General features: G+C 68.8%; 29 protein-coding genes and 2 tRNA genes. 23 read left to right on the forward strand and 8 right to left on the reverse strand.

The annotated features are described in order from the left end of the window. Positions 1 to 93 precede the first annotated feature (93 nt). From A2790_RS08780 to A2790_RS08830, 11 genes are all read left to right on the forward strand, one after another. Positions 94 to 666, forward strand: coding sequence for an SH3 domain-containing protein (locus A2790_RS08780; RefSeq protein WP_293390095.1), 573 nt, complete (start codon positions 94 to 96; stop codon positions 664 to 666). A gap of 129 nt (positions 667 to 795) precedes the next feature. After that, the gene (locus tag A2790_RS08785; RefSeq protein WP_293390098.1) at positions 796 to 1,275 is read left to right on the forward strand and encodes a UPF0262 family protein; all 480 of its coding nucleotides are present in this window, start codon (positions 796 to 798) and stop codon (positions 1,273 to 1,275) included. A gap of 6 nt (positions 1,276 to 1,281) precedes the next feature. After that, on the forward strand, positions 1,282 to 1,749 hold the full coding sequence (locus A2790_RS08790) for a low molecular weight phosphatase family protein (protein WP_293390102.1): 468 nt from the start codon (positions 1,282 to 1,284) through the stop codon (positions 1,747 to 1,749). Between the two features lie 119 nt (positions 1,750 to 1,868). Then, positions 1,869 to 2,087 carry a translation initiation factor IF-1 gene (gene infA / locus A2790_RS08795; RefSeq protein WP_068875720.1) on the forward strand — a complete coding sequence of 73 codons (219 nt, stop codon included), beginning with the start codon at positions 1,869 to 1,871 and terminating at the stop codon, positions 2,085 to 2,087. 27 nt (positions 2,088 to 2,114) lie between these two features. Next, entirely contained in the window at positions 2,115 to 2,690 is a 576-nt protein-coding gene (locus A2790_RS08800) for a nucleoside triphosphate pyrophosphatase (RefSeq protein ID WP_293390303.1), read from the forward strand. Next, positions 2,687 to 3,727, forward strand: a complete 1,041-nt coding sequence (locus tag A2790_RS08805; protein WP_293390105.1) for a ribonuclease E/G — start codon at positions 2,687 to 2,689, stop codon at positions 3,725 to 3,727. Before A2790_RS08800 ends, A2790_RS08805 begins: the two co-directional genes overlap by 4 nt. Then, complete coding sequence (gene yacG / locus A2790_RS08810) at positions 3,724 to 3,891, forward strand: DNA gyrase inhibitor YacG (protein ID WP_293390108.1); 168 nt, start codon at positions 3,724 to 3,726, stop codon at positions 3,889 to 3,891. Before A2790_RS08805 ends, yacG begins: the two co-directional genes overlap by 4 nt. A gap of 83 nt (positions 3,892 to 3,974) precedes the next feature. Further along, positions 3,975 to 4,050 (forward strand) — tRNA-Phe (locus tag A2790_RS08815). Between the two features lie 631 nt (positions 4,051 to 4,681). Continuing rightward, a complete protein-coding gene (locus tag A2790_RS08820; RefSeq protein WP_293390111.1) occupies positions 4,682 to 5,587 on the forward strand; it encodes a MotA/TolQ/ExbB proton channel family protein in 906 nt (301 codons plus the stop codon). Between the two features lie 5 nt (positions 5,588 to 5,592). Continuing rightward, positions 5,593 to 6,027, forward strand: coding sequence for a biopolymer transporter ExbD (locus A2790_RS08825; RefSeq protein ID WP_293390114.1), 435 nt, complete (start codon positions 5,593 to 5,595; stop codon positions 6,025 to 6,027). A 10-nt stretch (positions 6,028 to 6,037) separates the two neighbouring features. Continuing rightward, positions 6,038 to 6,742 (forward strand): energy transducer TonB, encoded by a 705-nt coding sequence (locus A2790_RS08830; RefSeq protein ID WP_068876981.1) that lies wholly within the window; start codon positions 6,038 to 6,040, stop codon positions 6,740 to 6,742. Positions 6,743 to 6,816: 74 nt separating this feature from the next. Here A2790_RS08830 and A2790_RS08835 read toward each other — a convergent pair whose 3' ends face one another. Next, positions 6,817 to 7,965: an acyltransferase gene (locus A2790_RS08835; protein ID WP_293390118.1), complete on the reverse strand. Its 1,149-nt coding sequence runs from the start codon at positions 7,963 to 7,965 to the stop codon at positions 6,817 to 6,819. Between the two features lie 128 nt (positions 7,966 to 8,093). Here A2790_RS08835 and A2790_RS08840 point away from each other — a divergent pair, with 128 nt between their 5' ends. Both A2790_RS08840 and A2790_RS08845 read left to right on the forward strand, forming a co-directional pair. Further along, positions 8,094 to 8,882 (forward strand): LytTR family DNA-binding domain-containing protein, encoded by a 789-nt coding sequence (locus tag A2790_RS08840; protein WP_293390121.1) that lies wholly within the window; start codon positions 8,094 to 8,096, stop codon positions 8,880 to 8,882. A 53-nt stretch (positions 8,883 to 8,935) separates the two neighbouring features. Continuing rightward, positions 8,936 to 9,012: transfer RNA gene (locus A2790_RS08845), tRNA-His, on the forward strand. A gap of 40 nt (positions 9,013 to 9,052) precedes the next feature. Here A2790_RS08845 and A2790_RS08850 read toward each other — a convergent pair. Then, positions 9,053 to 9,895, reverse strand: a complete 843-nt coding sequence (locus A2790_RS08850) for a helix-turn-helix transcriptional regulator (RefSeq protein WP_293390124.1) — start codon at positions 9,893 to 9,895, stop codon at positions 9,053 to 9,055. Between the two features lie 245 nt (positions 9,896 to 10,140). On the opposite strand from A2790_RS08850, the gene A2790_RS08855 reads away from it, so the two are divergent. Further along, positions 10,141 to 11,343 carry a TonB family protein gene (locus A2790_RS08855; RefSeq protein ID WP_293390127.1) on the forward strand — a complete coding sequence of 401 codons (1,203 nt, stop codon included), beginning with the start codon at positions 10,141 to 10,143 and terminating at the stop codon, positions 11,341 to 11,343. Between the two features lies 1 nt (position 11,344). Here A2790_RS08855 and A2790_RS08860 read toward each other — a convergent pair whose 3' ends face one another. The 3 genes from A2790_RS08860 to A2790_RS08870 all read right to left on the reverse strand — a co-directional run bounded on the left by A2790_RS08860 (position 11,345) and on the right by A2790_RS08870 (position 14,252). Beyond that, positions 11,345 to 11,608, reverse strand: coding sequence for a hypothetical protein (locus tag A2790_RS08860; RefSeq protein ID WP_293390130.1), 264 nt, complete (start codon positions 11,606 to 11,608; stop codon positions 11,345 to 11,347). Continuing rightward, complete coding sequence (locus tag A2790_RS08865) at positions 11,605 to 11,877, reverse strand: hypothetical protein (RefSeq protein ID WP_293390133.1); 273 nt, start codon at positions 11,875 to 11,877, stop codon at positions 11,605 to 11,607. The genes A2790_RS08860 and A2790_RS08865 overlap by 4 nt, the downstream gene beginning before the upstream one ends. Positions 11,878 to 12,443: 566 nt before the next feature. Beyond that, complete coding sequence (locus A2790_RS08870) at positions 12,444 to 14,252, reverse strand: patatin-like phospholipase family protein (protein ID WP_293390136.1); 1,809 nt, start codon at positions 14,250 to 14,252, stop codon at positions 12,444 to 12,446. 71 nt (positions 14,253 to 14,323) lie between these two features. On the opposite strand from A2790_RS08870, the gene A2790_RS08875 reads away from it, so the two are divergent. Beyond that, positions 14,324 to 15,163: an enoyl-CoA hydratase-related protein gene (locus A2790_RS08875; protein WP_293390139.1), complete on the forward strand. Its 840-nt coding sequence runs from the start codon at positions 14,324 to 14,326 to the stop codon at positions 15,161 to 15,163. 42 nt (positions 15,164 to 15,205) lie between these two features. After that, positions 15,206 to 15,616 (forward strand): DUF1489 domain-containing protein, encoded by a 411-nt coding sequence (locus tag A2790_RS08880; RefSeq protein WP_293390142.1) that lies wholly within the window; start codon positions 15,206 to 15,208, stop codon positions 15,614 to 15,616. Between the two features lie 4 nt (positions 15,617 to 15,620). Here A2790_RS08880 and panC read toward each other — a convergent pair whose 3' ends face one another. Beyond that, positions 15,621 to 16,472 carry a pantoate--beta-alanine ligase gene (panC, locus tag A2790_RS08885; RefSeq protein ID WP_293390145.1) on the reverse strand — a complete coding sequence of 284 codons (852 nt, stop codon included), beginning with the start codon at positions 16,470 to 16,472 and terminating at the stop codon, positions 15,621 to 15,623. Between the two features lie 144 nt (positions 16,473 to 16,616). On the opposite strand from panC, the gene A2790_RS08890 reads away from it, so the two are divergent. Both A2790_RS08890 and A2790_RS08895 read left to right on the forward strand, forming a co-directional pair. Further along, on the forward strand, positions 16,617 to 17,450 hold the full coding sequence (locus A2790_RS08890) for a division plane positioning ATPase MipZ (RefSeq protein ID WP_293390148.1): 834 nt from the start codon (positions 16,617 to 16,619) through the stop codon (positions 17,448 to 17,450). Positions 17,451 to 17,453: 3 nt separating this feature from the next. Continuing rightward, on the forward strand, positions 17,454 to 17,882 hold the full coding sequence (locus A2790_RS08895; protein ID WP_293390151.1) for a molecular chaperone DnaJ: 429 nt from the start codon (positions 17,454 to 17,456) through the stop codon (positions 17,880 to 17,882). Positions 17,883 to 17,933: 51 nt separating this feature from the next. Here A2790_RS08895 and A2790_RS08900 read toward each other — a convergent pair whose 3' ends face one another. Further along, the gene (locus A2790_RS08900) at positions 17,934 to 19,241 is read right to left on the reverse strand and encodes a D-alanyl-D-alanine carboxypeptidase (RefSeq protein ID WP_293390153.1); all 1,308 of its coding nucleotides are present in this window, start codon (positions 19,239 to 19,241) and stop codon (positions 17,934 to 17,936) included. Positions 19,242 to 19,521: 280 nt separating this feature from the next. Between A2790_RS08900 and phaP the strand changes: the two genes are divergently transcribed. The 5 genes from phaP to A2790_RS08925 all read left to right on the forward strand — a co-directional run bounded on the left by phaP (position 19,522) and on the right by A2790_RS08925 (position 23,831). Further along, positions 19,522 to 19,956 carry a TIGR01841 family phasin gene (phaP, locus tag A2790_RS08905; protein WP_293390155.1) on the forward strand — a complete coding sequence of 145 codons (435 nt, stop codon included), beginning with the start codon at positions 19,522 to 19,524 and terminating at the stop codon, positions 19,954 to 19,956. A 181-nt stretch (positions 19,957 to 20,137) separates the two neighbouring features. After that, a complete protein-coding gene (locus A2790_RS08910; RefSeq protein ID WP_293390157.1) occupies positions 20,138 to 20,599 on the forward strand; it encodes a RidA family protein in 462 nt (153 codons plus the stop codon). Then, positions 20,596 to 21,357 (forward strand): glycerophosphodiester phosphodiesterase, encoded by a 762-nt coding sequence (locus tag A2790_RS08915; protein WP_293390160.1) that lies wholly within the window; start codon positions 20,596 to 20,598, stop codon positions 21,355 to 21,357. The genes A2790_RS08910 and A2790_RS08915 overlap by 4 nt, the downstream gene beginning before the upstream one ends. Continuing rightward, complete coding sequence (locus A2790_RS08920; protein ID WP_293390163.1) at positions 21,354 to 22,517, forward strand: GNAT family N-acetyltransferase; 1,164 nt, start codon at positions 21,354 to 21,356, stop codon at positions 22,515 to 22,517. Before A2790_RS08915 ends, A2790_RS08920 begins: the two co-directional genes overlap by 4 nt. 63 nt (positions 22,518 to 22,580) lie before the next feature. After that, on the forward strand, positions 22,581 to 23,831 hold the full coding sequence (locus A2790_RS08925) for a S41 family peptidase (protein WP_293390166.1): 1,251 nt from the start codon (positions 22,581 to 22,583) through the stop codon (positions 23,829 to 23,831). Here the strand turns inward: A2790_RS08925 and A2790_RS08930 are convergent. After that, on the reverse strand, positions 23,828 to 24,412 hold the full coding sequence (locus tag A2790_RS08930) for a DUF4287 domain-containing protein (RefSeq protein ID WP_293390168.1): 585 nt from the start codon (positions 24,410 to 24,412) through the stop codon (positions 23,828 to 23,830). The genes A2790_RS08925 and A2790_RS08930 overlap by 4 nt on opposite strands. Between the last annotated feature and the right edge of the window lie 17 nt (positions 24,413 to 24,429).

Consider the following 24,429-nt stretch of genomic DNA (forward strand, 5'->3'; position numbering starts at 1 on the left):
ACAATTCCTGTCAGGGCTGGTCTTGGGCCCGTTCAGGCTGTGCCGACTAGAAGCTCGGTCATCGAACTGAACGCAGAGGACGGAGCAAGACCCATGCGGACCCTGAAGACGACGACGACCGGTGGCGGTGTGGCTGCAGCGATCCTGGCCGGAGCCCTCGCGCTGGGCGGCGCCTCGAGCGCGAGCGCCGGCGTCACCGGCTGCTCAGCGCCGGGTGGCAAGCAGGAGGCCGGCGCGGTGATCGGCGCCCTGGTGGGTGGCGTGATCGGCAACAAGGTCGGCGGGCGTCACGCCACCGGTGAGACGATCGCAGGCGCCGCCGTGGGTGCGGCGGCCGGCTCCGCCATCGGCTGCGAGGCGCAGAAGAGCCGTGCGCAGAACGCCGGGACCTATGTGCAGAACGGCTACCGCCTCCAGCGCAACATTTCGCCGGCGGCCTACAGCCGGATCGGAGAGGTCTTCGTGGCGGAGAGCGGCGTCAACCTTCGCGCGGCGCCCACCACGAATTCGACCCGCGTCGGTCGGCTGCAGCGCGGCGAGCGGTTCCAGGCCCTCGCCGAGGTGCGGGGCAGCGACTGGATCCTCGTCGGTCACGATGGGGTTGGGGTCGGCTACGTTCGTAGCGACTTCGTCCGCCCGACCGGTCACCGCTACGCCGGCCGCTAGAGCCGCCGCTCAACGGATAACGCCCGGCGCCCAGGACGTGCCGGGCGTTTTTTTGCGTCCTAAGGGCGCTCTTCGCTGCTGCGGGATGACGACAGCCCCCGGTTTGCAATAAAGCTCGGCTGCGAACCCATGGCCGACGACCCAAAGAAGATTCACCGGCTGCAGTCCGTCGAGCTTGACGAAGAGTCGCTCGCGGCGGTTTCGCGCGACCAGGAACAGGAACGCCAGATCGCGATCTTCGACCTGCTGGAGGACAACTTCTTCTTCCCGGAGGGGGCGGAGGGCGGGCCTTACGACCTGCGCATGGGCCTGCTAGAGAACAGGTTGGTGCTGGACGTGCGGGGCCCCACCTACGAGCGTCGCCACATCCTGTCGCTCTCGCCGTTCCGAACGCTGATCAAAGACTACTTCATGATCTGCGACAGCTACTACCAAGCCATCCGCAGCTCCACGCCGCAGCAGATCGAGGCCTTGGACATGGGGCGGCGCGGGCTCCACAACGAAGCGTCCGAACTGCTTCGGGCGCGGCTGGCCGGGAAGATCGAGACCGACCTCGACACCGCGCGCCGCCTTTTCACGTTGATCTGCGCCCTGCACTGGCGGGGCTGACGCCGGATGGCCAGCGACCCCGGGAAACGGCTGCCCGATGCCGTCCTCTTCTGCTGCAACTTCAACCAGGTGCGCTCGCCCATGGCCGAGGCGCTGATGAAGCACCTGATCGGCACCCGGATTTTCGTCGACAGCTGCGGCCTGAGGCGCGCGAGATTCGATCCGGACGTGGACGACATGGAGGTCGATCCGCTGGCCGCCCAGGTGATGAAGGAGTTGGGCGTCGACCTCACCCGGCATCGCTGCAAGACGTTCGCGGAGCTGGAAGACGACTCCTTCGACCTCGTCATCTCCCTGACTCCGGAAGCCCAGCACCGGGCGGTCGAACTCGCCCGCGGTCGGTCGGCGGAGATCGAGTACTGGCCCACCCAGGATCCGACCCTGACCGAGGGCTCGCGCGAGCACAGGCTGGAGGCTTACCGGCAGGTTCGCGACGGCCTAGCGGAGCGCATCGTCCGTCGCTTCGGCGGCTGATCGGGGCCCATCGACCTTCTCCGCAGCGGCGCGCTATAGTCGCGTGTGCAGAATGCGGCTCGCGGCCAGACGGCGCGAGCCGTCGTCGTATGGAAGGCGTCGGGATCTAAGAGAGCTGCATGGCGAAGGAAGAGCTGCTGGAGTTTCCGGGAACGGTGAGCGAGGTGCTGCCGAACGCGACCTTCCGGGTGAAACTCGAGAACGACCATGAGATCATCGCCCACACAGCCGGTAAGATGCGGAAGAATCGCATCCGGGTATCGGCCGGCGACAAGGTCCTGGTGGAGATGACTCCCTACGACCTGACCAAGGGCCGCATTACCTTCCGCATCCGCTGACTGACCTGAGGCGCCACCTTGACTGTTATGCCGCGCCTCGTCCTGGCCTCCGCGAGCCCCCGTCGACTGGATCTGTTGCGCCAGATTGGCCTCGTGCCGGACGCCGTGGAGGCCGCCGATCTCGACGAAACGCCCGAGCCTGACGAGACACCGCGCCGCCTGGCGTTGCGCCTCGCCGTCGCCAAGGCCGCGCATGTGGCCGCGCGCCACCCCGCGGCTCACGTGCTGGCGGCAGACACGGTGGTCGCGGTGGGCCGCCGCGTCCTGCCCAAGGCCGAGGACGACGCCGAGGTTCGCCATTGCCTCGAATTGCTGTCCGGTCGCGCCCACAAGGTCCTTACCGGCATCGCGGTGATGGCGCCGGGCGGCCGCACCGCTACCCGGCTGGTGGAGAGCCGCGTCCATTTCAAGCGCCTGACCAAGGCTGACGTCGAGGCCTACCTCGCGTGCGCGGAGGGCGTGGGCAAGGCCGGCGGCTATGCGATCCAGGGCCGCGCGGGGGCGCTGATCATCTCGCTGGAAGGCTCGTACTCCGGCGTCGTGGGCCTGCCGCTGTACGAGACCGCCAATCTGCTCACCGGCCTTGGATTTCGCACGCCATGAGCGAGCGCCGGACCTTTCTCGACCGTGGCATTGGAGAGACCCGCGGCGTGGTCACCCTCGACGGCCGGCCGGAGCGGGTCATCCTGCGGCGCGATGAAGAGGACCTGCGGCTGGCGCTCGGCGCACGGCTCATTGCTCGGGTGGCGACCGTCGAGCCGGCCATCGGCGTCGCGTTCCTGGACCTCGGGGAGGGGCGGGAGGCCATGCTTCCCTTCAAGCCCGATGCACGGCCCGTGCGCGGCGGAGCGCTCGAGGTCGAAATCCGAAGCGAGGCGCGGGAAGGCAAGTTGGCCACGGCGCGACAGACAGGCGAAGGAGACGGGGCTCCGCGGCTTCTGCATCCTCCGCCCAGCGTAGCCGACATCCTTCGCAGCATCGTGCGGGACTCGGATCCGGTCCAGGGTCGCGAGGCGCGCCAAGCCGCCGACGACGCCGAGGCCGAGGCGCTCGAGATTGTGCATCGGCTCCCCGGCGGGGGAGATATCGCCATCGAGCCTACCCGCGCGCTCACGTCGATCGACGTGGATCTCGGTGATCGAAAGGGACAGGATTCGAAGCGGGCCGCGCGCCACGCCAACCTGGCCGCCATCGCCGAGGGCGCTCGCCTGCTTCGACTGAAGGGTTTGGGCGGGCTGATCATCCTCGATCTGGTTGGACGCGGACACGACGGCGCCGCGCTGTTGGCGGCCGCGCGGCTCGCGTTTGCCCCTGACAATCCAGGCGTTGCGATTGGTCCCGTCGGGCGGTTCGGAACTATGGAGCTCTCGATCCCGCGTCGGACCCGACCCGTCTCCGACTACCTCCTGCGGGCCGGCGGGGGGCTCGCCGACCGCGCGCTCGCGCAGCGCCTCGTCCGCCGGATCGAGGCCGAGGCGCAGACCGCGCCGGGCGCACGGATCGCGGCCACCTGCGCACCGGAGGTGGCCAAGGCGGCCGAGCCGCTCGTCGCCCTGCTGGCCGAACGCTACGGCGCCCGATTCAAGGTGTCGGCCGATCCATCGCAGCCGCGTGACCGTTTCGACGTTGCGCCGGCATGAGCGCCAAGTGTCCCATCTGCGGCAAGCTGCCCCAGCCGGAATATCGGCCGTTCTGTTCGCGGCGTTGCGCGGATGTCGACCTGCAGCGCTGGCTGACGGGCCGCTATGCGGTCCCGGCACAGGAGGACGAAGCCGGACCGGAGGCGGAATCCTACGAAGATTGAGGGCGCGAAAAAACCGCGGCCCGGCTCGCTGGACTTACGCCGACGCCTCTTTTATAGAGCGGCTCCCGCGCGGCGGGGCCTAGGCCTGGGTAGCTCAGTTGGTAGAGCAGCGGATTGAAAATCCGCGTGTCGGTGGTTCGAATCCGCCCCCAGGCACCACTTCTCCCAAACCAATTCATCCCCGACGGTGGCTGCGGCCTAGCCGCGATCCGCCGCGCGCGCTCGGCGGATCAGGAGGTCGCGATCGGTCGCCTGGGTCTAAGGCAAAGCTCAAAGTCGCCGCGGGGCGAAGAGTAGATCAGGGCGCCTCGAATCCGCGCGACCTGCTCGCCTACGGCGCCTCGACTTGATCAATCCTGGTTTGGTGAAATTGCTGCGTTGCAGCAAACCTCTACGACGAACGGTGTTGAATCGACGAGCTCAAGACGCTTCTTGCGTGTGCAGCGCACAATCCGTGCGCATGCGTCAATAATTTGACGATGTAGGGAAAGCTTCTGCCCCTTGACGCTTCGACAAGGGGTTGCCAAAGGGTCCGGGCCGCTCGTCTAAAAAAGCGGTAAGACTTTGGGGTCCCCTCGTGGGAGTTCAAGGCCGTCCGCACCTTCGAAACGCCAATCCCTGCGCAAAGTCGGGAGTCCGCGTTCCGGGTCGGGCGCAGCGACAGCGCCTCTGGTGTTTCCGGGCCGCGAAAGCGGGCTGGGGCGCCGGGCTTGTTTCAACTAGGGTGGAGACGCTCTCGCGCGACGACCCTCCGGCCAATCGTGCTAGACCAACCAGGAACTGGCGACAGATGCTCGACAACAAACTGAAGACCACTTTTTCCGCTCTCCTCGGCGCCGTCGCGCTGATGGCGAGCGCGCCGGCGTTCGCCCAGGACGCCGCCGCCCCGGCCGCGCCCGCGGCCGACGCCGCCGCCGCCCCGGCCGCTGACGCCGCCGCGGCTCCCGCCGCCACCCCGGCTGAACCGGCCGCCGCTGAATCGGCCGATCCGCCGACCATGAAGGGCGCTGGCAAGCTGAATGTCGGCACCATGTTCATGGACTCCGACCCCGTCGTTAAGGTGATCATGATCGGCCTAGCTCTCGCCTCGGTGCTGAGCTGGACGATCCTCGTCACCAAGATCCTCGAGTTCAACGCGCTCAATAAGGTCTCTGACGGCTTCGTGGAGTCCTTCCGCGGCGCCAAGTCGATCAACGACATGAGCCGTATCGCGCTGAGCGAGGAATATGACGGCAACCCGCTGGCCGACATGGCCGCCGCGGCCGCCCAGGAGATCGAGCTCAGCCGCCAGGCTGGCCTGCAGATCGCCGGCGAACACCGCGACACCACGATCGACCGCGCGGCACACGCGGTGAGCGCCGTTCAGGCCTCGCTGGCTCGCCGTCTCTCGGGCGGCATGCAGTACCTGGCCTCGGTCGGCTCCAACGGTCCGTTCATCGGCCTGTTCGGCACCGTCTACGGGATCATGAACTCGTTCATCGGGATCGCGAACACCAACACGACCAACCTGGCCGTTGTGGCGCCCGGCATCGCCGAAGCCCTGCTGGCGACTGGTCTGGGCCTGTTCGCCGCCATCCCCTCGGTTATCTTCTACAACTACTTCCAAACCCGCATCTCCGCTTTCGGCGCGCGTTCGGAAGGGTTCGTGGCCGAGTTGATGAACGCCATTTCCCGGCAGCTCGACAAGGGGGCCTAACCTAGATGGCCGCCAAGCTCTCCAGTTCCGGAGGCGGCCGCTACGAAGAGACTCAGAACGCCGAGATCAACGTCACGCCCTTCGTGGACGTCATGCTGGTCCTTCTGATTATCTTCATGGTGGCGGCGCCGATGGCGGCCGTGACGGTCAAGGTGGTTCTGCCGCCTGCCGTCGCTCCGCCCGGCACCAATCCGCCCAAGCCGGTCTATATCTCGATCCAGCCGAACGGCGGCCTGTTCATACAGGACTTCCGGACGGACCTTCCGAGCCTGGGCGACGACCTTCGCACCCAACTGGGCGCGACGCGGAACCCGACGAAGGAGCGCATCTTTATCCGTGCGGACAAGGACGTGCTCTACGGTGACTTCATGGGCGTGATGAACATGCTGCAGGACAACGGGTTCTACAGCGTGGCTCTCGTCGGTGAAGACAACAACTAGGTGGTGACCCATGACTGATGCTCACCACGAAGTTCTCACCCGGCACAATCCGTTCGATGATCCCAAGCCGAAACGCCGGCCTGGGACCATCATCGCGCTGATCTTGGCCGTCGTCGTGCACGGGGCGCTGGGCGTCTACCTCTGGAAGACGCGCTTCGAGCCGAAGTACAAGGAGTACTCGGATGAGGTGACGGACGTGGCTCTCATCAAGCCGGTTCCGCCGCCGCCTCCGCCGCCTCCGCCGCCTCCGCCGCCGAACACGCCGCCTCCGCCGCCGCCGAAGCTGCAGCCCCGGCCGCCCGTCGCGGTGCCCGATATGCCTTCGATCCCGCCGCTGCCGGTTCCGCCGGTCGAGCGTCGGATCGAGGAGCCTCGGCCGCCCGCCGCGCCGCCGCCCGAGCCGCCGCGCCCGTCGGTCATCACCAACCCGGATTGGCTCCGCCGTCCGACCGGTGACGACATCAACCGCTACTATCCCGACCGTGCGTCGCGGATGGAGGTTGAGGGCCGTGCGACTTTGAGCTGCCAGGTGAACGCCCGGGGCACCCTTGAAAGCTGCTCGGTGGTGTCCGAGGAGCCGGGTGACATGGGCTTCGGCGACGCCGCCATGAAGATGTCCAGGCTCTTCAAGATGCGGCCGCAGACCCGGGACGGTCAGCCCGTCGATGGGGGCACGGTGCGGATCCCGATCCGCTTCTCCCTGCCGAAGGGCTAAGCCACCGGCCTTTGGGTCGGCCTAACGAGAACGAGCCCCGGTCGCGCGAGCGGCCGGGGCTTTTTCGTTGGCCGCTATTCCGCGGCGACCGCCGCAGCATTTGGGCGGCGGGGCGCAGGCTTCAGACCGAGCGGGAGACGCAGGATCGGCACGAGGCGCGCAAGGCCATAGGTCGCCAGGCAGGCCACGATCTCAAGGGCCAGGATGGCGCTTGCCTCAATGAGGGCGGGCAGGGCCAGCGGCTTCAGGAGATGGCCAGCCAGCACGATCGCCGTCTGATGGATGATGTAGAACGGGAAGACGGCTTCGGTGAGGATCGTCAGGAGCGGCGACCCCGAGCGGATATAGTGCCGGGCATAGCCGAAGAGGGCGCAGATCACCGTCCAGGCGTAGGTCTCGCGGACGAACGCCGCGACCGTGGTGAGGCTTCCGGCCTCCTGGACGTACTCGTAGCGGCGCACGAGTAGCCCCACCGCCAGGGCGGCGCATGCGGTGGCCAGGACGCCCAGCCGTCGCCGCTCCAGAAGATCCCAGGCCGCGTCGTTGCGCGCCATGACGAAGCCGAGCAGGAAGGCGGTCCCGTACTGCAGATGCCCGTAGCCGTCGGCGAAGACGATATGCGTCTCGCCCCACGCACGCGCCGCGGTGGCGCGGTAGAGACCGAAGATGAGAGCCGGCAGGAGCAGGAGCGCCGGCCCCTTGAGCAGTCGCGTCGCCCCGGCTTCGATGGCGGGCCAGAACGGCCGCAGCGCGACAGCCAGCATGGTGTAGACCCACAGGTAGGCCACGAACCACAGGTGGTTGTAGGTTGGCAGGATGAGGCCGAAGCTGGGGTCGAAGGTCAGGTAGCGCGGCCAGAAGTCGAGAAAGCTCCCGGCATAGCCGTTCTTCTCCACGACTTCGGCCCAACTCTGCGGCGCGACGATCAGGATCATGCCGAACAACAGTGGGACCAACAGCCGCTGCGAGCGCTCCTTTGCGAGCGTGGCTGAGCTGGCCTTCTCGCCCATGAAACGGCTGGCGGCGCCGGAGATGACGAACAGGAGGGTGAGCCGCCACGGGTTCAGCACCCCCATCCATGGCTCCAGATTCCGTAAGACGTGGTTGCTCTTCACGTGCCAATCCCAGGACACGTAGAACATGCCCAGGTGGTAGAGCAGCAGCAGCAGGAATGCGCCGACGCGCAGGGCGTCCAGGTCGTATCGTCGGGCGGGGGCGGACATGTGCAGACTCCGGTCAGCGGGCGCCAAGGAGATGCCGCGCGGACCTGGAATCCCGCCACAAGGAAGGGGCGCGCGGCGGAGCGGTTGTGACGGATCGGCAGACCTCAGGGACGAACGGTGGGACGCCCGTGACGCGCGGTAAGGGGGATGGACCATTCTTTGCCGCCACAGCGGCCGGGCTGTTTCTCTTCGCGCTCGTCAACACGTTCAGCGTCCTGGACGACATGGAGGGCGCGGGGCGTACGCTGGACTTCTGGGAGCCGTTCGTCTGGGAGACCACGAGCATCGCGGTGATCCTCGCCATGATGCCGGTTTTCATGGCGCTGGTCCGGCGGGTGTGGCCGCTGGACCCGCCCTGGCCGCGCGCGGCGGTGGTCCATTTGGCCGGCCTTGTGGCCTTCGCCGTGGCTCACGTCACCGCCATGGGCGCGGCGCGCTGGGCGGTCTACGCGGCGGTGGGCGCTCACTACTCGCCGGTCTGGCCGCTGGCCAACTTCATCTACGAGTTCCGAAAGGACGCTCTCGCTTACACAGGTTTCGTCCTGCTCTACGTGCTGTGGCGACAGCATCTGCGGCCGCGAACCGAAGCAGTCGCCGCGCCGGAGGCGATCGAGGTTCGCGATGGCGCCCGCCGCCTCTTCGTGCCTCTCGCCGAGTTGGCGTGGATCGAGGCGGCGGGCAACTACGTCGAGCTGCACCGAGGCCAGACCCCCATCCTGCATCGCGCGGCGCTGAGCGACATCGAGCGGCAGCTGGAAGGCGCGGGCTTCGTCCGGATCCACCGGTCGCGGATCGTGCGGCGGGCCGCCATCGCCGAGGTGGAGTCGAAGCCCTCCGGCGACTACGTGGTTCGGCTGGCCGACGGGCGCGAGCTTGCGGGTTCCCGGCGCTATCGCCGCCCTCTGCTCGACGCGTGATCGCACGGCTTGATCGGACCGCCTCGCACGACTAGAAAGCGCGCTCGCGATGCGCCGCCCTAGCTCAGTTGGTTAGAGCGCCAGATTGTGGCTCTGGAGGTCTCCCGTTCGATCCGGGAGGGCGGTACCATCGCTTCGACGCTGAAACGTCGGGATTTTTCCGGGATCGGTTAGGCCGCGGGACGCGGCGACGTAGGCGCTTCGGGGGCCGCTGCCGCCTGCCGCATCTCGTGGGCGACGCGCAGCGCGTCGGCCGTCGCGGCGTCTGCGGGGAAGAAGGTCTCCAGCGTCAGCTCCGACAACGTTATATCGACCGGCGTGCCGAAGACGGTGGTCGTCCCGAACAGGGAGAGCAGGGTGTCGCCCGCCATCAGCTGGAACGGGATCACCACATTGCCGAAGTCCTCGGGTCGGCGGTCCGGGGCGGGCGGGCGCGGGTAACCCCGGATCTCTTCGATCAGAGCCAGGAGCCCGGGATCGGCGGTGAGCTCTGCCTGCCGCCGTAGCCTTTCCAGCGCGTGATGATGCCACTCGCCCAGGTTCGCGATCCGGGGGGCCAGACCCTTAGGGTGCAGGGTGAGCCGCATGACGTTCAGCGTCGGGCCCAGCAACGCCGGATCGACCCCCTCCAGCAGCGGCGCCACCGCGGCGTTGGCGGCCACCAGGTTCCAGCGCAGATCCACCACCAGGGCGGGGTAGGGCTCGTGCGCCTTCAGGATGACATCCACGGCGCGGCGGGCGGCCGCCAGTTCGGGGGCCTCCAGGCTGCGCTCCGGGAAGACGGGCGCGAAGCCGGCCGCCACCAGGATCACATTGCGTTCCCGCAGCGGGATCTCCAACTGGTCCGACAGGTGCAGGAGCATCTCGCGACTGGGCTGGGCCCGCCCGGTTTCGAGGAAGCTTAGATGGCGCGTCGAGATCTCGGCCTCCAGCGCCAGGTCCAGCTGGCTCATCCGACGGCGAGTGCGCCAGTCGCGGAGATGCTCGCCGACGGGCTTGTGAGGGCTGATCATGCGGCGAATTTACCCGGCGCCAGGCGTCGGTCCATGACCTCCGAGGTAATGTAACTGGCGGCGTGTATGCGGTCGGCCTACGCGCTTGGGTTGCTTTCGGGCCGCGCCAGCGGCATCGTCAACGCGTTGGGGAGTGCGTCGGCGATGGGTAAGCGTAGGGGTTCTGTTGCGTGGGGCGGCTTGCTCGCCCTGGGAGCGCAGCCGGTCCGGGCGCAACGGCTTCCAAGCCACCGAAGAGCGAGTGGGTGCGGTATCCGGAACCGGCGGACTGGACGGCTGTGGCGCCCGAGCCGGCGCGCAGAGGACAGTTCGCGCGAGCCGTCATGCGGTGCGCCGTCGCGGACAGCGGCGACCTTGAGAAGTGCCGCATCACGCGGGAAATGCCCGCCGGCTCGGGGGTCGGCGCAGCGCTGTTGTCGCTGGCGCCAAAATTCGGGCGTGCGCGACCGGGACCCAAGAGTCTGCGCGAAGTCGATGTTCCCGGCGCCTGGACGACAGTGGATCGCCCGCCGGACTGGGTGAAACGGCCCAGCGCGACCGAGCTACGCGCCGTATTCCCGAGCGAAGCCTACGACAAGGGAATCAGCGGCAGCGCGATCATTGACTGCATCGCGACGATCCAGGGTGGGCTGAGCGAGTGCGTCGTGCTCGACGAGAGGCCGGCGGGGATGGCGTTCGGCGGCGCGGCGATCGCGCTTACGCCCCAGTTCTCGATGAGGCCGGCTACCCTGAAGGGCGCGCCCGTACCGTCCATCGTGCGCGTGCCGATCAACTTCACGCTGTTCGGCCCCGGACTGCCTGGGGAGAGCAAGAAGGTCGCGCCACCGAACCTGCCATGGATCGAGGCGCCCACCTACGCCGATGTCGTTGCGGCCTATCCACCCAAGGCGCGCGAGCAGAGGGTTGGTGGGCGGGCCACCGTGGGGTGCTCAATGACGCGCGAAGGGCGGCTCACACAGTGCAGCACGCTCACGGCCCTGCCGCGCGGCTACGGGTTCGACGCGGCCGCCAAAAGTCTGGCGAAGCGTTTCCGGCTGGAGGTTCTGTCTGCCTCGGACGCGACGGCCACCCGGAATATCGTGGTCCACCTGCCCGTGACGTTCGATCCGTCCATGTTGGAGCAGGCCGAGCCGGTGGTCGGCAAACCCAACTGGTCGGCGCTTCCCAGCGCGGACGCGCTGCGGTCCGCCTTCGAGGCTCTCAAGATGGAGGGCGTACTCCGGGTTCAGCTGAAGTGCGTCATTCGCCCAGGCGGGTACGTCGGAGACTGTGAAGCCATCTCGGAGCAGCCTGCTGGGAAGGGCCTCGGCGCCATGGCCTTGACGCTTGCGCCGACGTTCCGCGTGACGACCTGGACGGCCGAGGGGCTCCCGACGGTCGGCGGCAAGGTGGTGATCCCGCTTCGATACGAACCTGGCCCTGCTGCGGCGTCGCCGTCGGCCAAGTAGCCTACCTCCAGCCACAGGCCACCGAGCGCACCCCCGCCAGCGTCTGAAGGCGCGCGTGCAGGTGTTCAGCGCGGTGGGGCGGCAGGCCGCCGGTCTCGATCTCCAGGAGGGACAGGCCGCCCTCGGTCCGGAGGTCGAGGCGGGTGACCGCCGCGCCCTGGACCGGGAACGGCGACAACGCGCGCAGGAGCAGGTCCCCGCCGGCGGCCATCTCGAGGACGAATATCCAGCGCCGCTCCGCCGGCTCCCGTTTCTCGCTGCTCACGAGCGCCCCCGCAGGTGCTCGAGGCGCAGGGACTGCACCCCTACATGGCCGGCTAGCCGGTCGGCGAGGGACTGCGCGGCGGCCGCGCTGAGACCGCGCAGGGTCAAGGTGGCTTCGACAATCCGCCCCACCGGCTTCAGGCGGAGGGCCGCCAGTTCGCCCGTGGTGCGGCCCAGGGCGTCGTCGATGGCGGCCAGGGCGGCGTGCGGATGGGGCGTAGCGAAGACGAAGACCTGCAAGGCTTCCGGGGCGGGTTCAGCCAACGACATGGACGCGCCTCCCGCTGGAGCGGCCGCTTGTCATGATGATCGTGGGCTTGGCGATGGCGATCGGGCGGAGGGTCATGGCGGTGTCCTTTTCGGGTTGGGGACGGCCGCGTATGAAAAAGCCCCGCGGCCTGGGGCGCGGGGCGGTCGATCTTCTAAAGATCGTGGCGTCGTCCTTAGGACGTGCGCCGGCGCCCCGCGTGGCGGGTGATAATCATCGACATTTTGATCATCGCAGGCGCGCGTACGCCGCCGCTGGCCGGGGAGCCGGCGGTGGTCAGTGCGGCGATGGACGTAGTCGGGCTCATGGCCGGGACAACTCCTGCCCGCGCTGGATAGCCGATCGCCGGGAAAAGCGAAAGGCCGCCCCATTGCTGGGACGGCCTTTCCATAGTCGGACCGCTTAGCGGTTGCGCGACCTTGCCTAGGCTAGGCGCGGACCCCGTTCACGGAGGTCCAGGTCGTGAGCTCCGCACCGCGGATGAAACTATGAGACACTGGATCACCTCCTTTCTGAAGTTGGACAGACATTCAGAATATGGGGGGCGTTTTTCGAGTCTGCCAACGGTTCATTCCGCCGCAGCGGTCGTCGAAGCCATGAAGGGCGTCATCACGGCGCCAGCCGCCGCCTGCTCACGCAGGGACTGCCGGCGGCGAAGGTGGGGCACGGGCCGCGAGGTCTTGTCGAGCGCAGCGAGCGTCGCGCGGTAGCCGGCCTCCACGGCCTCGTCGTAGGCGCGCCAGTCGCGGATTTCGATGCCGGACACGTCGGGCTGGATAAGGACGTCGGTGGCCTCGCGCGCGGCCGCCAGGTCCCGGCCGGTGGAGACCGTGGCGGTCCGCATCAGCAGCGACACGATGGGCGGTCCAAGCCGCCACTGGCCGGAGCGGATCCAGCGCCACACCGAAGAGGGGCGGGCGACGTCCTTGGCGGTGATGCTGCGCGCCGTCGTCACGTCCACCCCCACGATGGGCCCGAGGTGCGCCGCGCGCATGATGTCGGCCGGGAAGTTCTTCATCACCGCCCCGTCGACCAGTACATTCGGCCCGTCGGTCGCGGGCGGCATGACGCCGGGCAAGGCGATGGAGGCTCGCAGCGCGTGTCGCAGCATCCCGCGCCGGTGCAGCTGATAGGCGCCGGTCGTCAGGTTCGACGACAGGCAGAAGAACGGCAGCCAGAGGTCGGCGATCTGGGTGTCGCCGAAATGCTGAGCCAGCCTGTCGCTCACCTTCAGCCCGTGGGTCATGGCGAGCAGGGGCAGGGCTATGTCGTCGAGCGGGCTGGTGTCGACGAACGCCTCGTGCAGGCGCGCGTCCATCTCGGCCTCGCCCCAGCCCATAGCGACCCCGGCCCCGACGATCGCGCCCATAGACGAGCCGCCGACGAAGTCGATGGGCACCTGCCGCTCGCGCAGCGCCTTGATTGCGCCGACGTGGGCATAGGCGCGCGCGCCGCCGCCGGACAGGACCAGACCCACCGACTGGCCGGTCAGCACCCGCGCCATCCGCTGGAAGTCGGGCGCCGCGCCCCGCCGCAGATGGAAAATCCGCGTGGCGCCGGTGGCGTCCAGCCAGGCCTCTGACCCATGCGGCCGCACCGCGTCGGCCGGCTGCATGAGGATCAGGTCGACAAGGCCCTGCTCGTGCAGGGTCGCCGCGCCCGGCAGGCGATCGTGAGCCTCCGCGGTCCGGTCGCCGCGGCCGACCCGGAACAGGCGGTCGACCTGGCGTGGCACGAAGGGCGCCCAGGCCGTTTCGTCGCGCTCGGCGACATAGAGGACGAAATCGTGGACCCGCTCGACCTCCGAGAACCATTCCGTGGGCGCGCTGGCGGCCTCGGAGCCGACGGTGGTGACGGCATAGCCCAGGGCTGCGATCTCTCGCTCCAGGCGCTCCACGATCGGCCGCAACGGGCCGGGCCGGCCTGCGGGCACGAACCCGAACACCGAAGGCTCGCCGACCGGACCCCGCCGCGCGGTCTGCCGGCTGCGCAGGATCATCAGCCGGGCCAGTTCCGTCATCACCGCGCCGTCGGCGTCGCAGGCCTCGAAGAAGGCGTCCTTGGGCACGGCGAAGATCTCGGAATCGCGCAGGGCGTAGACGTCGGCGGAGTGCGGGATGCCGGCGATCAGCGCCATCTCGCCGGCGGGCTCGCCAGGACGGATCACCCCCAGGAACTGGGACTCCTGGCCTTCCTCATGCCGGAAGGCGCCGAGCCGACCCGTGCGCACGACGTAGAGCTGGTCCGAAGGATCGCCCTGGCCGAACAGCTTCGATCCCCCCGGCAGAGAGAACCATATGGTCTCGCTCCGCGCACGCGGCTGGCGGAACAGCCGCGCGAGGGCCGAATCGACCGGTATTTCGGGTAGGGGACCCACGACGCGCGAAGGGTAGCGCCCCGGAACCGCCAGGGCTATGGCTGCGCCTCGCGCCCGAAGGAGTCTGTGGCATGACCAATGAGATCGCTCACCCGCTGGTGGAGTTTCCGGACGTGAGCGCCACGACGGAGCTGGTGCACATCTCGGCCACTCAGTCGGGCTCCGTCACGGTGACCATGAACCGCCCCGCGAAAAAGAACGCGTTCGAGGAGGGGCTGATCTCCGCCCTGTCCGAAGCGTTCGACACCCTGGCCGGCGCCGAGGGCGTGCGCGTGGTCTTCGTGCGCGGGGCGGACGGGACGTTCTCGGCCGGCGCAGACCTCGACTGGATGCGGGCCGCGATCGACCGGACCGAGGCCGACAATCGCGCCGATGCGATGGAATTGGCCAAGATGCTCAAGAAGCTGCGCGACCTGCCGGCCCTGACGGTGGCCCTGGTGGAGGGCGCGGCGTTCGGCGGCGGTGCGGGCCTCGCGGCCGCCTGCGACATGGCCATCGCGACGGCGGACGCCCGGTTCAGCTTCTCCGAGGTGAAGCTCGGGCTCCTGCCCGCGACCATCAGTCCCTATGTGATCGAAGCGGTCGGGCCGCGAACCGCACGCGCCCTTTTCGCCACCGCCCAGGTATTCGACGCTGCCTATGCCGAGAAGATCGGGCTGGTGACGCAGACGGTGGCCGACGTGGCGGGCCTGCGCGCCGCGGCCCACGCGGTCGCAGCGGGCATGGTCGCCTGCGCACCGGGCGCGGTCGAGGCCTCGAAAAGGCTTGTCGACGACGTGGCAGGGCGGCTCATCGACCGGGACCTCATGGAGCTGACCGCCCATCGCATCGCCGCCGCCCGGGTCGGCGACGAAGGACAGGAGGGCGTCCGTGCGTTCCTGGAGCGGCGCAAGCCCCTCTGGGCCGAGTAGCCGCACTTCCCAACCGCAGGGCCTCGGCCTAATCCAGGCCCGATGGCTCTGCACATGATCAAGCTGGTGGTGGGCACCGCCACCATCGAGGACCTGCTGGACTGGCGCGCCGGCCACGCCGGGCCAGGCGAGCCCTGGATCCTGCGCACCCGCATGACGCCCAAGCGCGGCGCCGAAATGGTCGATGGTGGTTCGATCTACCGCGTGTTCAAGGGCGTGATCCTCTGCCGTCAGCGGATCCTGGCGGTGAACACCGTGGGCGAGGGCGCCGCCGCCCGCTGCGAGATCACCCTGGACGAACAGATCGTGCGCGTGGCGCCGACGCCGCGGCGCGCCTTCCAGGGCTGGCGATATCTGGAAGCCTGCGATGCGCCGCCGGACCTCGACGCCGAGGCGTTCGGAGAGGCGCCGGAGGAGCTGGCCCGCCAGCTCCGCGAGATCGGCGCCTGGTAGGGCGTCAGTCCCCGAGGTTGTCGATCAGCCGAGTGCGGCCCAGGTGCGCGGCGCCCAGCACACGGACAGGGCCCGACGCGGGACCGGGGCCCAGGCGCTCCAGGGTCTCCGGAACGCGCGCCTCCACATAATCGACCTTCCGGAATCCCGCGGCCAGCAAGGCGGCCACGGCCGCCTGTTCCGCGGCGGCGACGGGTTCCCCCGCGCGCACCCTGGCGAGCACCTCGCGCAGCACCGCGTTCAGGCGCGCCGCCACGGGCCTTTCGGCCTCGCTGAGGTAGGCGTTGCGCGACGACAGGGCCAGGCCGTCGTCCGCCCGGGCGGTCGGCCCGCCGACGATCTCCACCGCCAGGTCCAGGTCTCGCACCAGCCTGCGGATCACCGCGAGTTGCTGGAAATCCTTCTCGCCGAACACCGCCACATCCGGCGCGCACTGGTTCAGGAGCTTGGTGACGACCGTGGCCACGCCGGCGAAGTGGCCGGGCCGGGCCTGGCCATCCAGGGGCTCCGAAACGCCGGCCACCGTGACGGTCGTCGAGGCGCCGGGCGGGTACATCTCCGCGACCGAGGGAGCGTAGAGCAGATGGCAGCCCGCGCTCTCCAGCAGGCCCGCGTCCCGCGCCTCGTCGCGCGGATAGGCGTCGAAGTCCTCGTTAGGCCCGAACTGGGTCGGGTTGACGAAGACGCTGGCCACCACCCGGTCGGCGCGGGTCCGCGCAAGCCGGACCAGGGACAAGTGCCCCTCGTGCAGGGCGCCCATGGTGGGCACGAACCCGACGCGCAGGTCCGCCCGGCGCCAGGCGGCGACCTGGGCGCGGAGGTCGGCGATGGTTCGGACGATCGGCAGCTCTGGCATCCGCGCGGCTTATGGTGCGCGGCGGAGGCCAAGTCCATCCACAGCCGCGCGACCATACGCACGTTGACGCTGCGGCGTGGGGCGCGCTCACCTGCTATTCGTTAATGAGTCGGCCTGCTTGGCCGTCTGGGGGAGCTGAAGATCATGGGCCAGGCCAGCGTCATCGTGGTCGGCAATGAGAAGGGCGGGGCCGGCAAGTCCACGCTCGCCATCCACATCGTCACCGCCCTGCTGCACGGCGGGGCCAAGGTCGCGGTCCTCGACCTCGACCTGCGCCAGCAGACTCTGGGGCACTTCTTCGCCAATCGCGCGGCCTGGCTCGCGGCCAACGGGGCCGAAGCGCCCATGCCGATCCAGCATCCGATCAGCTCGGCGGGCGACGCCCTGGCCAAGGCGCCCGATGCCGAACAGCTGTCGCGCTTCGAGGAGGCGTTCGCTCAGGTGGCGAACGAGGCGGACTTCGTCCTGATCGACACGCCCGGCGCGGACACCGCGATCATGCGCGCGGCCCACGTGAAGGCCGACCTGATCGTCACCCCCATGAACGACAGCTTCGTCGATTTCGACATGCTGGGCGTCGTGGATCCCGTGACCCTCGAGCTGAAGCGCCACAGCCTCTACGCCGAAACCGTCTGGGCCTGCCGCAAGGAGCGGGCGACGCGCGAGCGCAAGCAGATCGACTGGGTCGTGCTGCGCAATCGCCTGGCCCCTACCGAGGCCCGGAACCGCCGCCGCCTGGACGAGCGGGTTTCGTCCCTCGCCAAGAAGGTGGGTTTCCGCGTGGGCCCGGGCCTGCGCGACCGGGTGATCTATCGCGAGCTGTTTCCCTTCGGGCTGACCGTCGCCGACCTCTCGCCCGCCATCCGCCCGGTCGCCATGAGCCTGCAGCACGTGGCCGCGCGCCAGGAACTTCGGGCCGTGATGGTCGCTCTCGGCTTCAATGGGCTGGACGAAGGCGAGCGGATCGCGGCTGAGTAGCCGATGCTCTACATCGCCCTCGGCGGCGCGCTGCTCGTTGGCTACCTCTGGCTGACTCGGGGCAAGGCCCCCCTCCTGAAACGCCGTGAATGGCGCGTCGTGACTGCGGCCCTCGCGCTGGCGGCCTTCACCGGCGCCGTCTTCGTGGGCGTGCGCGGGTCGTGGGGCACGGCCATCGTGCTCGTGGTCGTGGGGCTCTGGCTGGCGGCGTCTGCGCGCAAGACCACCCCGATCGCTCCGCCGCCTCCCGCCGCCCGCATGAGCGAGGCCGAGGCTCGCCGCATTTTGGGCGTCGGCGTCGAAGCAGGTCGCGAGGAGATCCAGGCCGCCTACACCCGCCTGATGCGCGCGGTGCATCCAGACAAGGGCGGCACCGCTGGCCTCGCCGCCCAACTCAACGCCGCGCGGGACCGGCTGCTGGGGCGCGGATAAGGAAGAGGCCCCGGCGGAACCGGGGCCTTTGGACCATCAAGGGTGAGCGTTTCAGCCGCGGCCGGGCGGCATGACCATGCAGGGCTGCTTCTTGGCCTTGAGCGTCTTGCAGGCGTTGCGCGCCTCGCCCTCGGACATGCCGGAGAACCGGGCGCGGTACTTGCCGCCGTCTTTTTCGGCGACGCCGCGGGCGTCGTCGAACTGCTTTCCGAACCGCTTCTCGACCAAGGCGAGCTGCTCGCGCGCGTCGGCGCGGCTGGAGAAGCTGCCGACCTGGACGGTCCAGCGCCCGGCGGCCTCCTTCTTGCCCTTGCCGTTCAGCTTCGGGACGTTCTTGGGCTCGACGATTTGAATCTTCGAGGCCCGCGACGGCGGCGTCGAGGAGGCGAGGGCGACCTTGAGGCCCGCCTCGGTGTCCCCCTGCTGCATGGAGGGCTGGGTCGCCTCGGCCAGTTGCGGCGGTTCGAAGAAGTTCTGGGCGACGGTGATCTGCTCGCCACGGGCTCGGCGGTCCAGCACGTCGAAACCGGTCAGCAGCAGGCCTTCGGCCACCTTGTTGCGCGTCGCCACGGTGGGCCCGCCCAGGACGATGGCGATGAGGCGGCGATTGTCGCGCACGGCCGAAACCGCGAGGTTGAAGCCCGAGGCGTTGGTGAAACCCGTCTTCAGCCCGTCCACCCCGTCCATCGTGTAGAGCAGGCCGTTGTGGTTGCGGATGTTCTGGCCGCGGAACGCGAAGTTCTTGGTCGAGAACAGGCGATAGTACTGCGGATAGTCGCGCATCACCGCGCGCGAAAGGATCGCCAGATCCCGGGCGGTGGACAGGTTGCGGCTGTCGGGCAGCCCATGCGGGTTGGCGAAGTTGGTGTTGCTCATGCCGAGCTCTTGGGCCCGCAGAGTCATGAGCGTGGCGAAGCGCTGCTCGGTGCCGCCCAGCTTCTCCGCCAGGGCCACCGCCGCGTCGTTGGCCGAGCGCGTCACCATGCCCTGCATCGCCTGCTCAACCGTGATCGAGTCGCCGGCCCGGATGCCCAGCTTCGTCGGCGCCTGCGCGGAGGCGCGCGGCGAGAACACGACCGGATCGTCTAGTTGGATCTTGCCCGACGCCAGCGCCTCGAACGCCAGGTACAGCGTCATCACCTTGGTGATCGAGGCGGGATACCGCGGCGCGTCCGCGCGTTTGGCGTACAGCACCTCGCCCGTCTTCGCGTCCACGACGATGGCCGCGTATTTCGACGAGTTTTGCGGGATGAGCTGGAAGTAGGGGACCTGCGCCATGGCAGGCGAGGACGCCCCGCCGAGGGCCGTGGCCGCAGCCAGACCGAGGGTAAGCAACAGGCGGCGAGCGTGCTGGATCATGCTTCGTCCGTCGAATCAAAGCGTTGACGCGGCCACTGCGCCGCGCGGGAAGTTCGTATCATGCGTCCCGCACCCTTGCAGGAGAGTAAACAAGGATTGAACGGGCGCAATTGTCGCGGCGCCTGATGAACGGGCGGTGAAGCTTGATGGAAGCGCATTGTGCAGTGCACAAAAAGTGTTTGACTGCTGCAGTGCAACATGAGACAAGAGGGTGTGATCCAGAGGGCGTTCTGCGCCTTAAGCGCCGTCCCCCGTCCCAATTTTCCTGAGGAGCCGCCCCATGGCCGCCGCCGAAGCCGCGAAGTCCACCGTCGAGCAGTTCACCACCGCCTCCAACGTCGCCTTCAAGGAAGGCGTCGAGAAGAGCCTCGCTGCGCTGAACGAGATGAACACCCATTCCAAGAAGAACCTGGAAGCCATGGTCGCCTCGGCGACGGCTTCGGCCAAGGGTGCGGAAGCCCTGGGCGCCCAGGCCATGGCCTTCTCCAAGGCCGTCTTCGACACCCAGGTGAGCGCCGCCAAGTCGCTCGCCGGCGCCAAGAGCGTGCAGGAAGTGGTCGAACTGCAGACCGCCTTCGCCAAGTCCGCTCTGGAAACCTACATGGCCCAGTTCGGCGCGATGTCCGAGACCGTCTCCTCGTCGGTCAAGGAGTCGATGAAGCCGCTCAACGAGCGCGTCACCGCGGTCGTCGAGAAGTTCCAGGCCGTCCGCTAAGCTTCCACGAGTACGGAAGTGCGAAAGCCCGGGCCGCGAGGCCCGGGCTTTCCTGTCCCAAGTACGCGTACAGCGCCTCGTTCTCCGCCGATCGAAGCGCATTTTCTCTAAGTAAGCGTTGGGGCCGGTCCGCGAGGGCCGGCCCTTTTTCTTTGACCGGCCGCGCGCTAGACGTGGCGCCATGTCGCAAGTCGAAGAACGCCTCGCCGGCCTCGGGATCCAACTCCCCACGCCCAACGCCCCCGTCGCCAACTATGTCCCCTTCGTACGGGTCGGCGACCTAGTCCACATCTCTGGCCAGGTGTCGGTCGACGCCGCTGGCGGCGTCCGCGGGATCGTGGGCGAGGACGTGGATTTCGACACCGCGGTCCGCGCCGCGCGCATCTGCGGGGTCAACCTGTTGGCCCAGATGAAGGCCGCCTGCGACGGAGACCTCGATCGGGTCGTGCGGGTGGTCAAGCTGGGCGGCTTCGTCCAGGCGGGCCCGACGTTCTTCGACATCCCCAAGGTCGTGAACGGTTGCTCGGACCTCATGGTTGAAGCCCTGGGCGACGCCGGACGCCATGCCCGCTCGGCAGTGGGAGTCTACCGCCTGCCGATGAACTTCGCCGTCGAGGTCGACGCCGTGGTGCAGGTCCGGTGAGAGCGGCCGCGGAGAAGGGGGGCTTCGGCCAGGCCTGGGACCTCCTCTTCCACCCGCCGATCGCGCATCGTGGGCTGTGGAGCCCCGACGGCCCGCCGGAGAACTCGCTGGGGGCCTTCCAGGCGGCCTGCGCGGCCGGCTATGGCATCGAACTGGACGTCCAGCTTTCGGCCGACGGTGAAGCCGTGGTGTTCCACGACGACAAGCTGGCCCGGATGACGGGCGCGGAGGGCCGGCTTCGCGACCGCAGCGCAGCAGAACTGGCCGACCTGCGCCTGGCCGGCAGCGACGAGAAGATCCCCACTCTGCTTGAGACTCTGGCCGTCGTCGGCCACCGCGCGATGGTTCACATTGAATTGAAGACGCCCTACGGCGAGGTCGGTCCGCTGGAGCAGCGGGTCCATGAGGTGATCGCCGACCACAACGGTCCGATCTGCGTCATCGGCTTCAACCCCTATTCCCACGCTTGGTTCGCCGATCGCTATCCGGGCGTGCTCCGTGGCCTGGACAGCTACTCGTACGACAAGGCGCCCCACATGGCCGAGGATCAGCGCCGGGCGTTCGCCGCGCTGGAGCATGTGGAGATCGCCAGGCCGCACTTCCTGGCGCTCGGCCTCGACATGCTGCCGAACCCCAAGGCGGCGGCGATGCGGGCGCGGGGCATGCCGGTGATCGCCTGGACGGTGCGCGACCCGGCCCAGTGGGAGGCGGTCAAGGACGGCTGCGACAACCTCATCTTCGAAGGGTTCGCTGCGTGAGGCTCACGCCGGCGGTGAAGGTTTGCCGCCGTATCTCCGAGATCGGCCGCGAGGCCTGGGACGCCTGCGCCGACAATCCCGCCTACGACCAGAACCCCTTCATCCGGTTCGATTTCCTGCACGCGCTCGAAGAGGCGAACTGTGCGGTCGAGCGGACCGGGTGGGGGCCGCAGCATCTTGCAATCGAGGACGAGGACGGCCGGGTGGCGGCGGTGATGCCGCTCTATCTGAAGAGCCACAGCCAAGGCGAGTACATCTTCGACCACGCCTGGGCCGACGCCTATGAGCGGGCAGGGGGCCGCTACTATCCCAAGCTGCTGTCCGCCGCCCCATTCGTCCCCGCCACCGGCGCCCGCCTCCTGGCCCGGCCCGACGTAGACCAGGAAGAAGCCTGGCGGCTGCTGCTCGGCGGCGGACTGACCCTATGCGAGCGCTACGGCGCGTCCGGCCTGAACCTGAACTTCCTGACCGAGGCCGAGTGGCGCTGGATGGGCGAGCAGGGCCTCGGGCGACGCGAGGGCCAGCAGTACCACTGGGAGAACCGTGGGTATCGCGACTTCGACGACTTCCTGGGCGCGCTGTCGTCCGGTCGCCGCAAGACGATCCGCAGGGAGCGGCGTGACGCGCAAGCGGGCGTGGAGATCCTTCGGCTCACCGGCTCAGACCTCACCGAGGATCACTGGGACGCCTTCTTTGGCTTCTACATGGACACCGGGTCGCGAAAGTGGGGCCGGCCGTACCTGACGCGCGCCTTCTTCTCGCTGCTGGGCGAGCGGATGGCCGACAGGGTCCTGCTGGTGATGGCCCGCAAAGACGGATGCTGGGTCGCGGGCGCCCTGAACCTGATCGGCGGCGACTGCCTCTATGGTCGCCATTGGGGCTGCGTGGAGGAGGTTCCCTTCCTTCACTTCGAGCTCTGCTACTACCAGGCCATCGAGTGGGCCATCGAACAGGGCCTGCCCCGCGTGGAAGCCGGCGCCCAGGGCCAGCACAAGATCGCTCGCGGATACCTGCCCAGGCCGGTCTACAGCGCCCACTACATCGCCGATCCCGCGCTGCGCGGCCCGGTCGAGCGCTTTCTGGAGCAGGAGCGGGCGGGGGTGGAGCAGGAAATGGAGTGGCTGGAGGAGGAGTTCTCGCCGTTCCGCGATCAGCTCTGACGCGGGGCTTGCAAGCTCCACCGACGTTGGTAGCAGCTCGGCCGTGACGTCCGGAGCTGCCTGATGACCCTTCGCACCCTCGCCATCACCTTCGCGGGCCTCGCAATTCTGTGCTCGCCGGCGCGGGCCGCAGAGCCGTCGCGGGCCTATGGCGCACTGTTCGATGAGGTCTGGAAGGTGGTCGACGAGCGCTTCTATGACCCTGGCTTCCACGGCCGGAACTGGACGGCGATCGGCGCGCGCTATCGGGCGCGGCTGGGCGAGGCGCAGGACGACGCCGGCTTCGCGCGCCTCGCCAACGGCATGCTGGACGAGCTGGATGTCTCCCACCTCTACCTGACCCCTCCGGCCGCCAGCGGCGCCAGAGGTGTCGGCATCGGTGCGCTCACAGAGAGGATCGGCAAGGACGAGGTGGTGGTCGGGGTCGTGCCGCTCAGCGACGCTCAGCGGCAAGGCCTGCGTGTGGGTGATCGGATCGCCAACCCAGAAGGGCTGCGTGGCGGGCTCGGCCAGCCGACGACTCTGCAGGTTGTAGGCTGCGACGGGGCTCGGCGCACGCTTGTCATCCGTCATGAGAGCGCGGCCTGGCCCCTGCGTCATCCGGGCTTCGAGTGGCGCAGGATCACGGTCCGGCCGGGGGTGAAGCTGGGCTACATCCGGGCCGACCGCTTCGACGACGGCGCGGCGGCGTTGGCCGACCAGGCGATGGCTGACTTGGCCGACACGCAGGGCCTCGTCATCGACGTGCGCAGCAACACCGGCGGGAACATGTCGGGCCTGCGGCTCGTCAGCTACTTCAGCGGGGAGAGCAGGCCGGCGGTGGCGCTGCTGGGACGCAGTTATCTCGCGCCGCTGGGCCGGCCGGCGACGGCCGCCGATCTGGCCAGGCTGCCGCCCGTGCGCGGCGCCTATACGACCGAGGCCGTGGTCGGGGCGATCAAGGCCGGGCAGGGCGCTGCAGTCTTCCACTCAGAAGACCTTGGGGCCAAGCGCTACAAGGGCAGTGTCGTGGTCGTGACCTCCACCGAGACCGCCAGCGCCGGGGAGGGCTTTGCGATCATGATGCGCGAGCTGGCGGGGGCGAAGCTGATCGGACGCCCAACCGCCGGGTATCTGTTGAGCAGCGACGTGATCCCCCTGACCGGCGGCTGGCGCCTGACCCTGCCGGTAGATGGCGTCTGGGCGCCCGACGGCCGCGACTATGCCGACAAGCCGGTTCAGCCCGACGTGCATCTGACGCGCACGGCCGCCGATGTCTGCCGGGCGAACGACCCGGACCTTGCCAAGGCGGTCGAGCTGGTGACCACGCCCTAAGAGCGCTCGTAGGCTTGCTTGACCAGCCTCGCGACCCCGGCATCCACCTCGGCCGGCGAGGCCAGCACGAGCACCGACTTCAGCCGTTCGCTCCAGCCCTCGTTTTTCGGAGCTTCCAGGCGCGGGTCTGCGGCCGGATCGACAGCGAGGCCAAGGCGCGCGCCGCCGCCCCTGGTCGGGCGGATCGCGGCGAACTGTACGTCCTTCGAGAAGGCCGTGAACCCCTTGCGCCGCGCCGACACCAGGCCGGGCAGGGCGGCCACCGCGGCTTCGATCGCCTCCAGGATCGCGCGAGATCCGGCGTCGGCCCAGAGGGCGTCGCGGAGGTTGTCCGGCTGCGCCCAGACCGCGGCCTCGGGGAACGCCGTGCCGAGGATCACGCTTGCGCGGTTCGTGCCAATGCCGTGTTGGGTCTTGAACCAAGCCTTGCGCGCGCCGGGTCTGGTTTCCGGGCAGGTGCGCGCGATGGCCACCCATTCGTCCAGGGTCCTGCCAGTCTCTCGCTCCATGCTCTCAAGGATCGAGGCGAACCACTTCTCCTGCCGCGCGGTCATCGTGGCCGGCTTGTCCGCTTGCGACATTCCAGACTCCCGGGCGA

This window comes from Phenylobacterium sp. RIFCSPHIGHO2_01_FULL_69_31 (assembly GCF_001824475.1).
Lineage (GTDB): Bacteria > Pseudomonadota > Alphaproteobacteria > Caulobacterales > Caulobacteraceae > Phenylobacterium.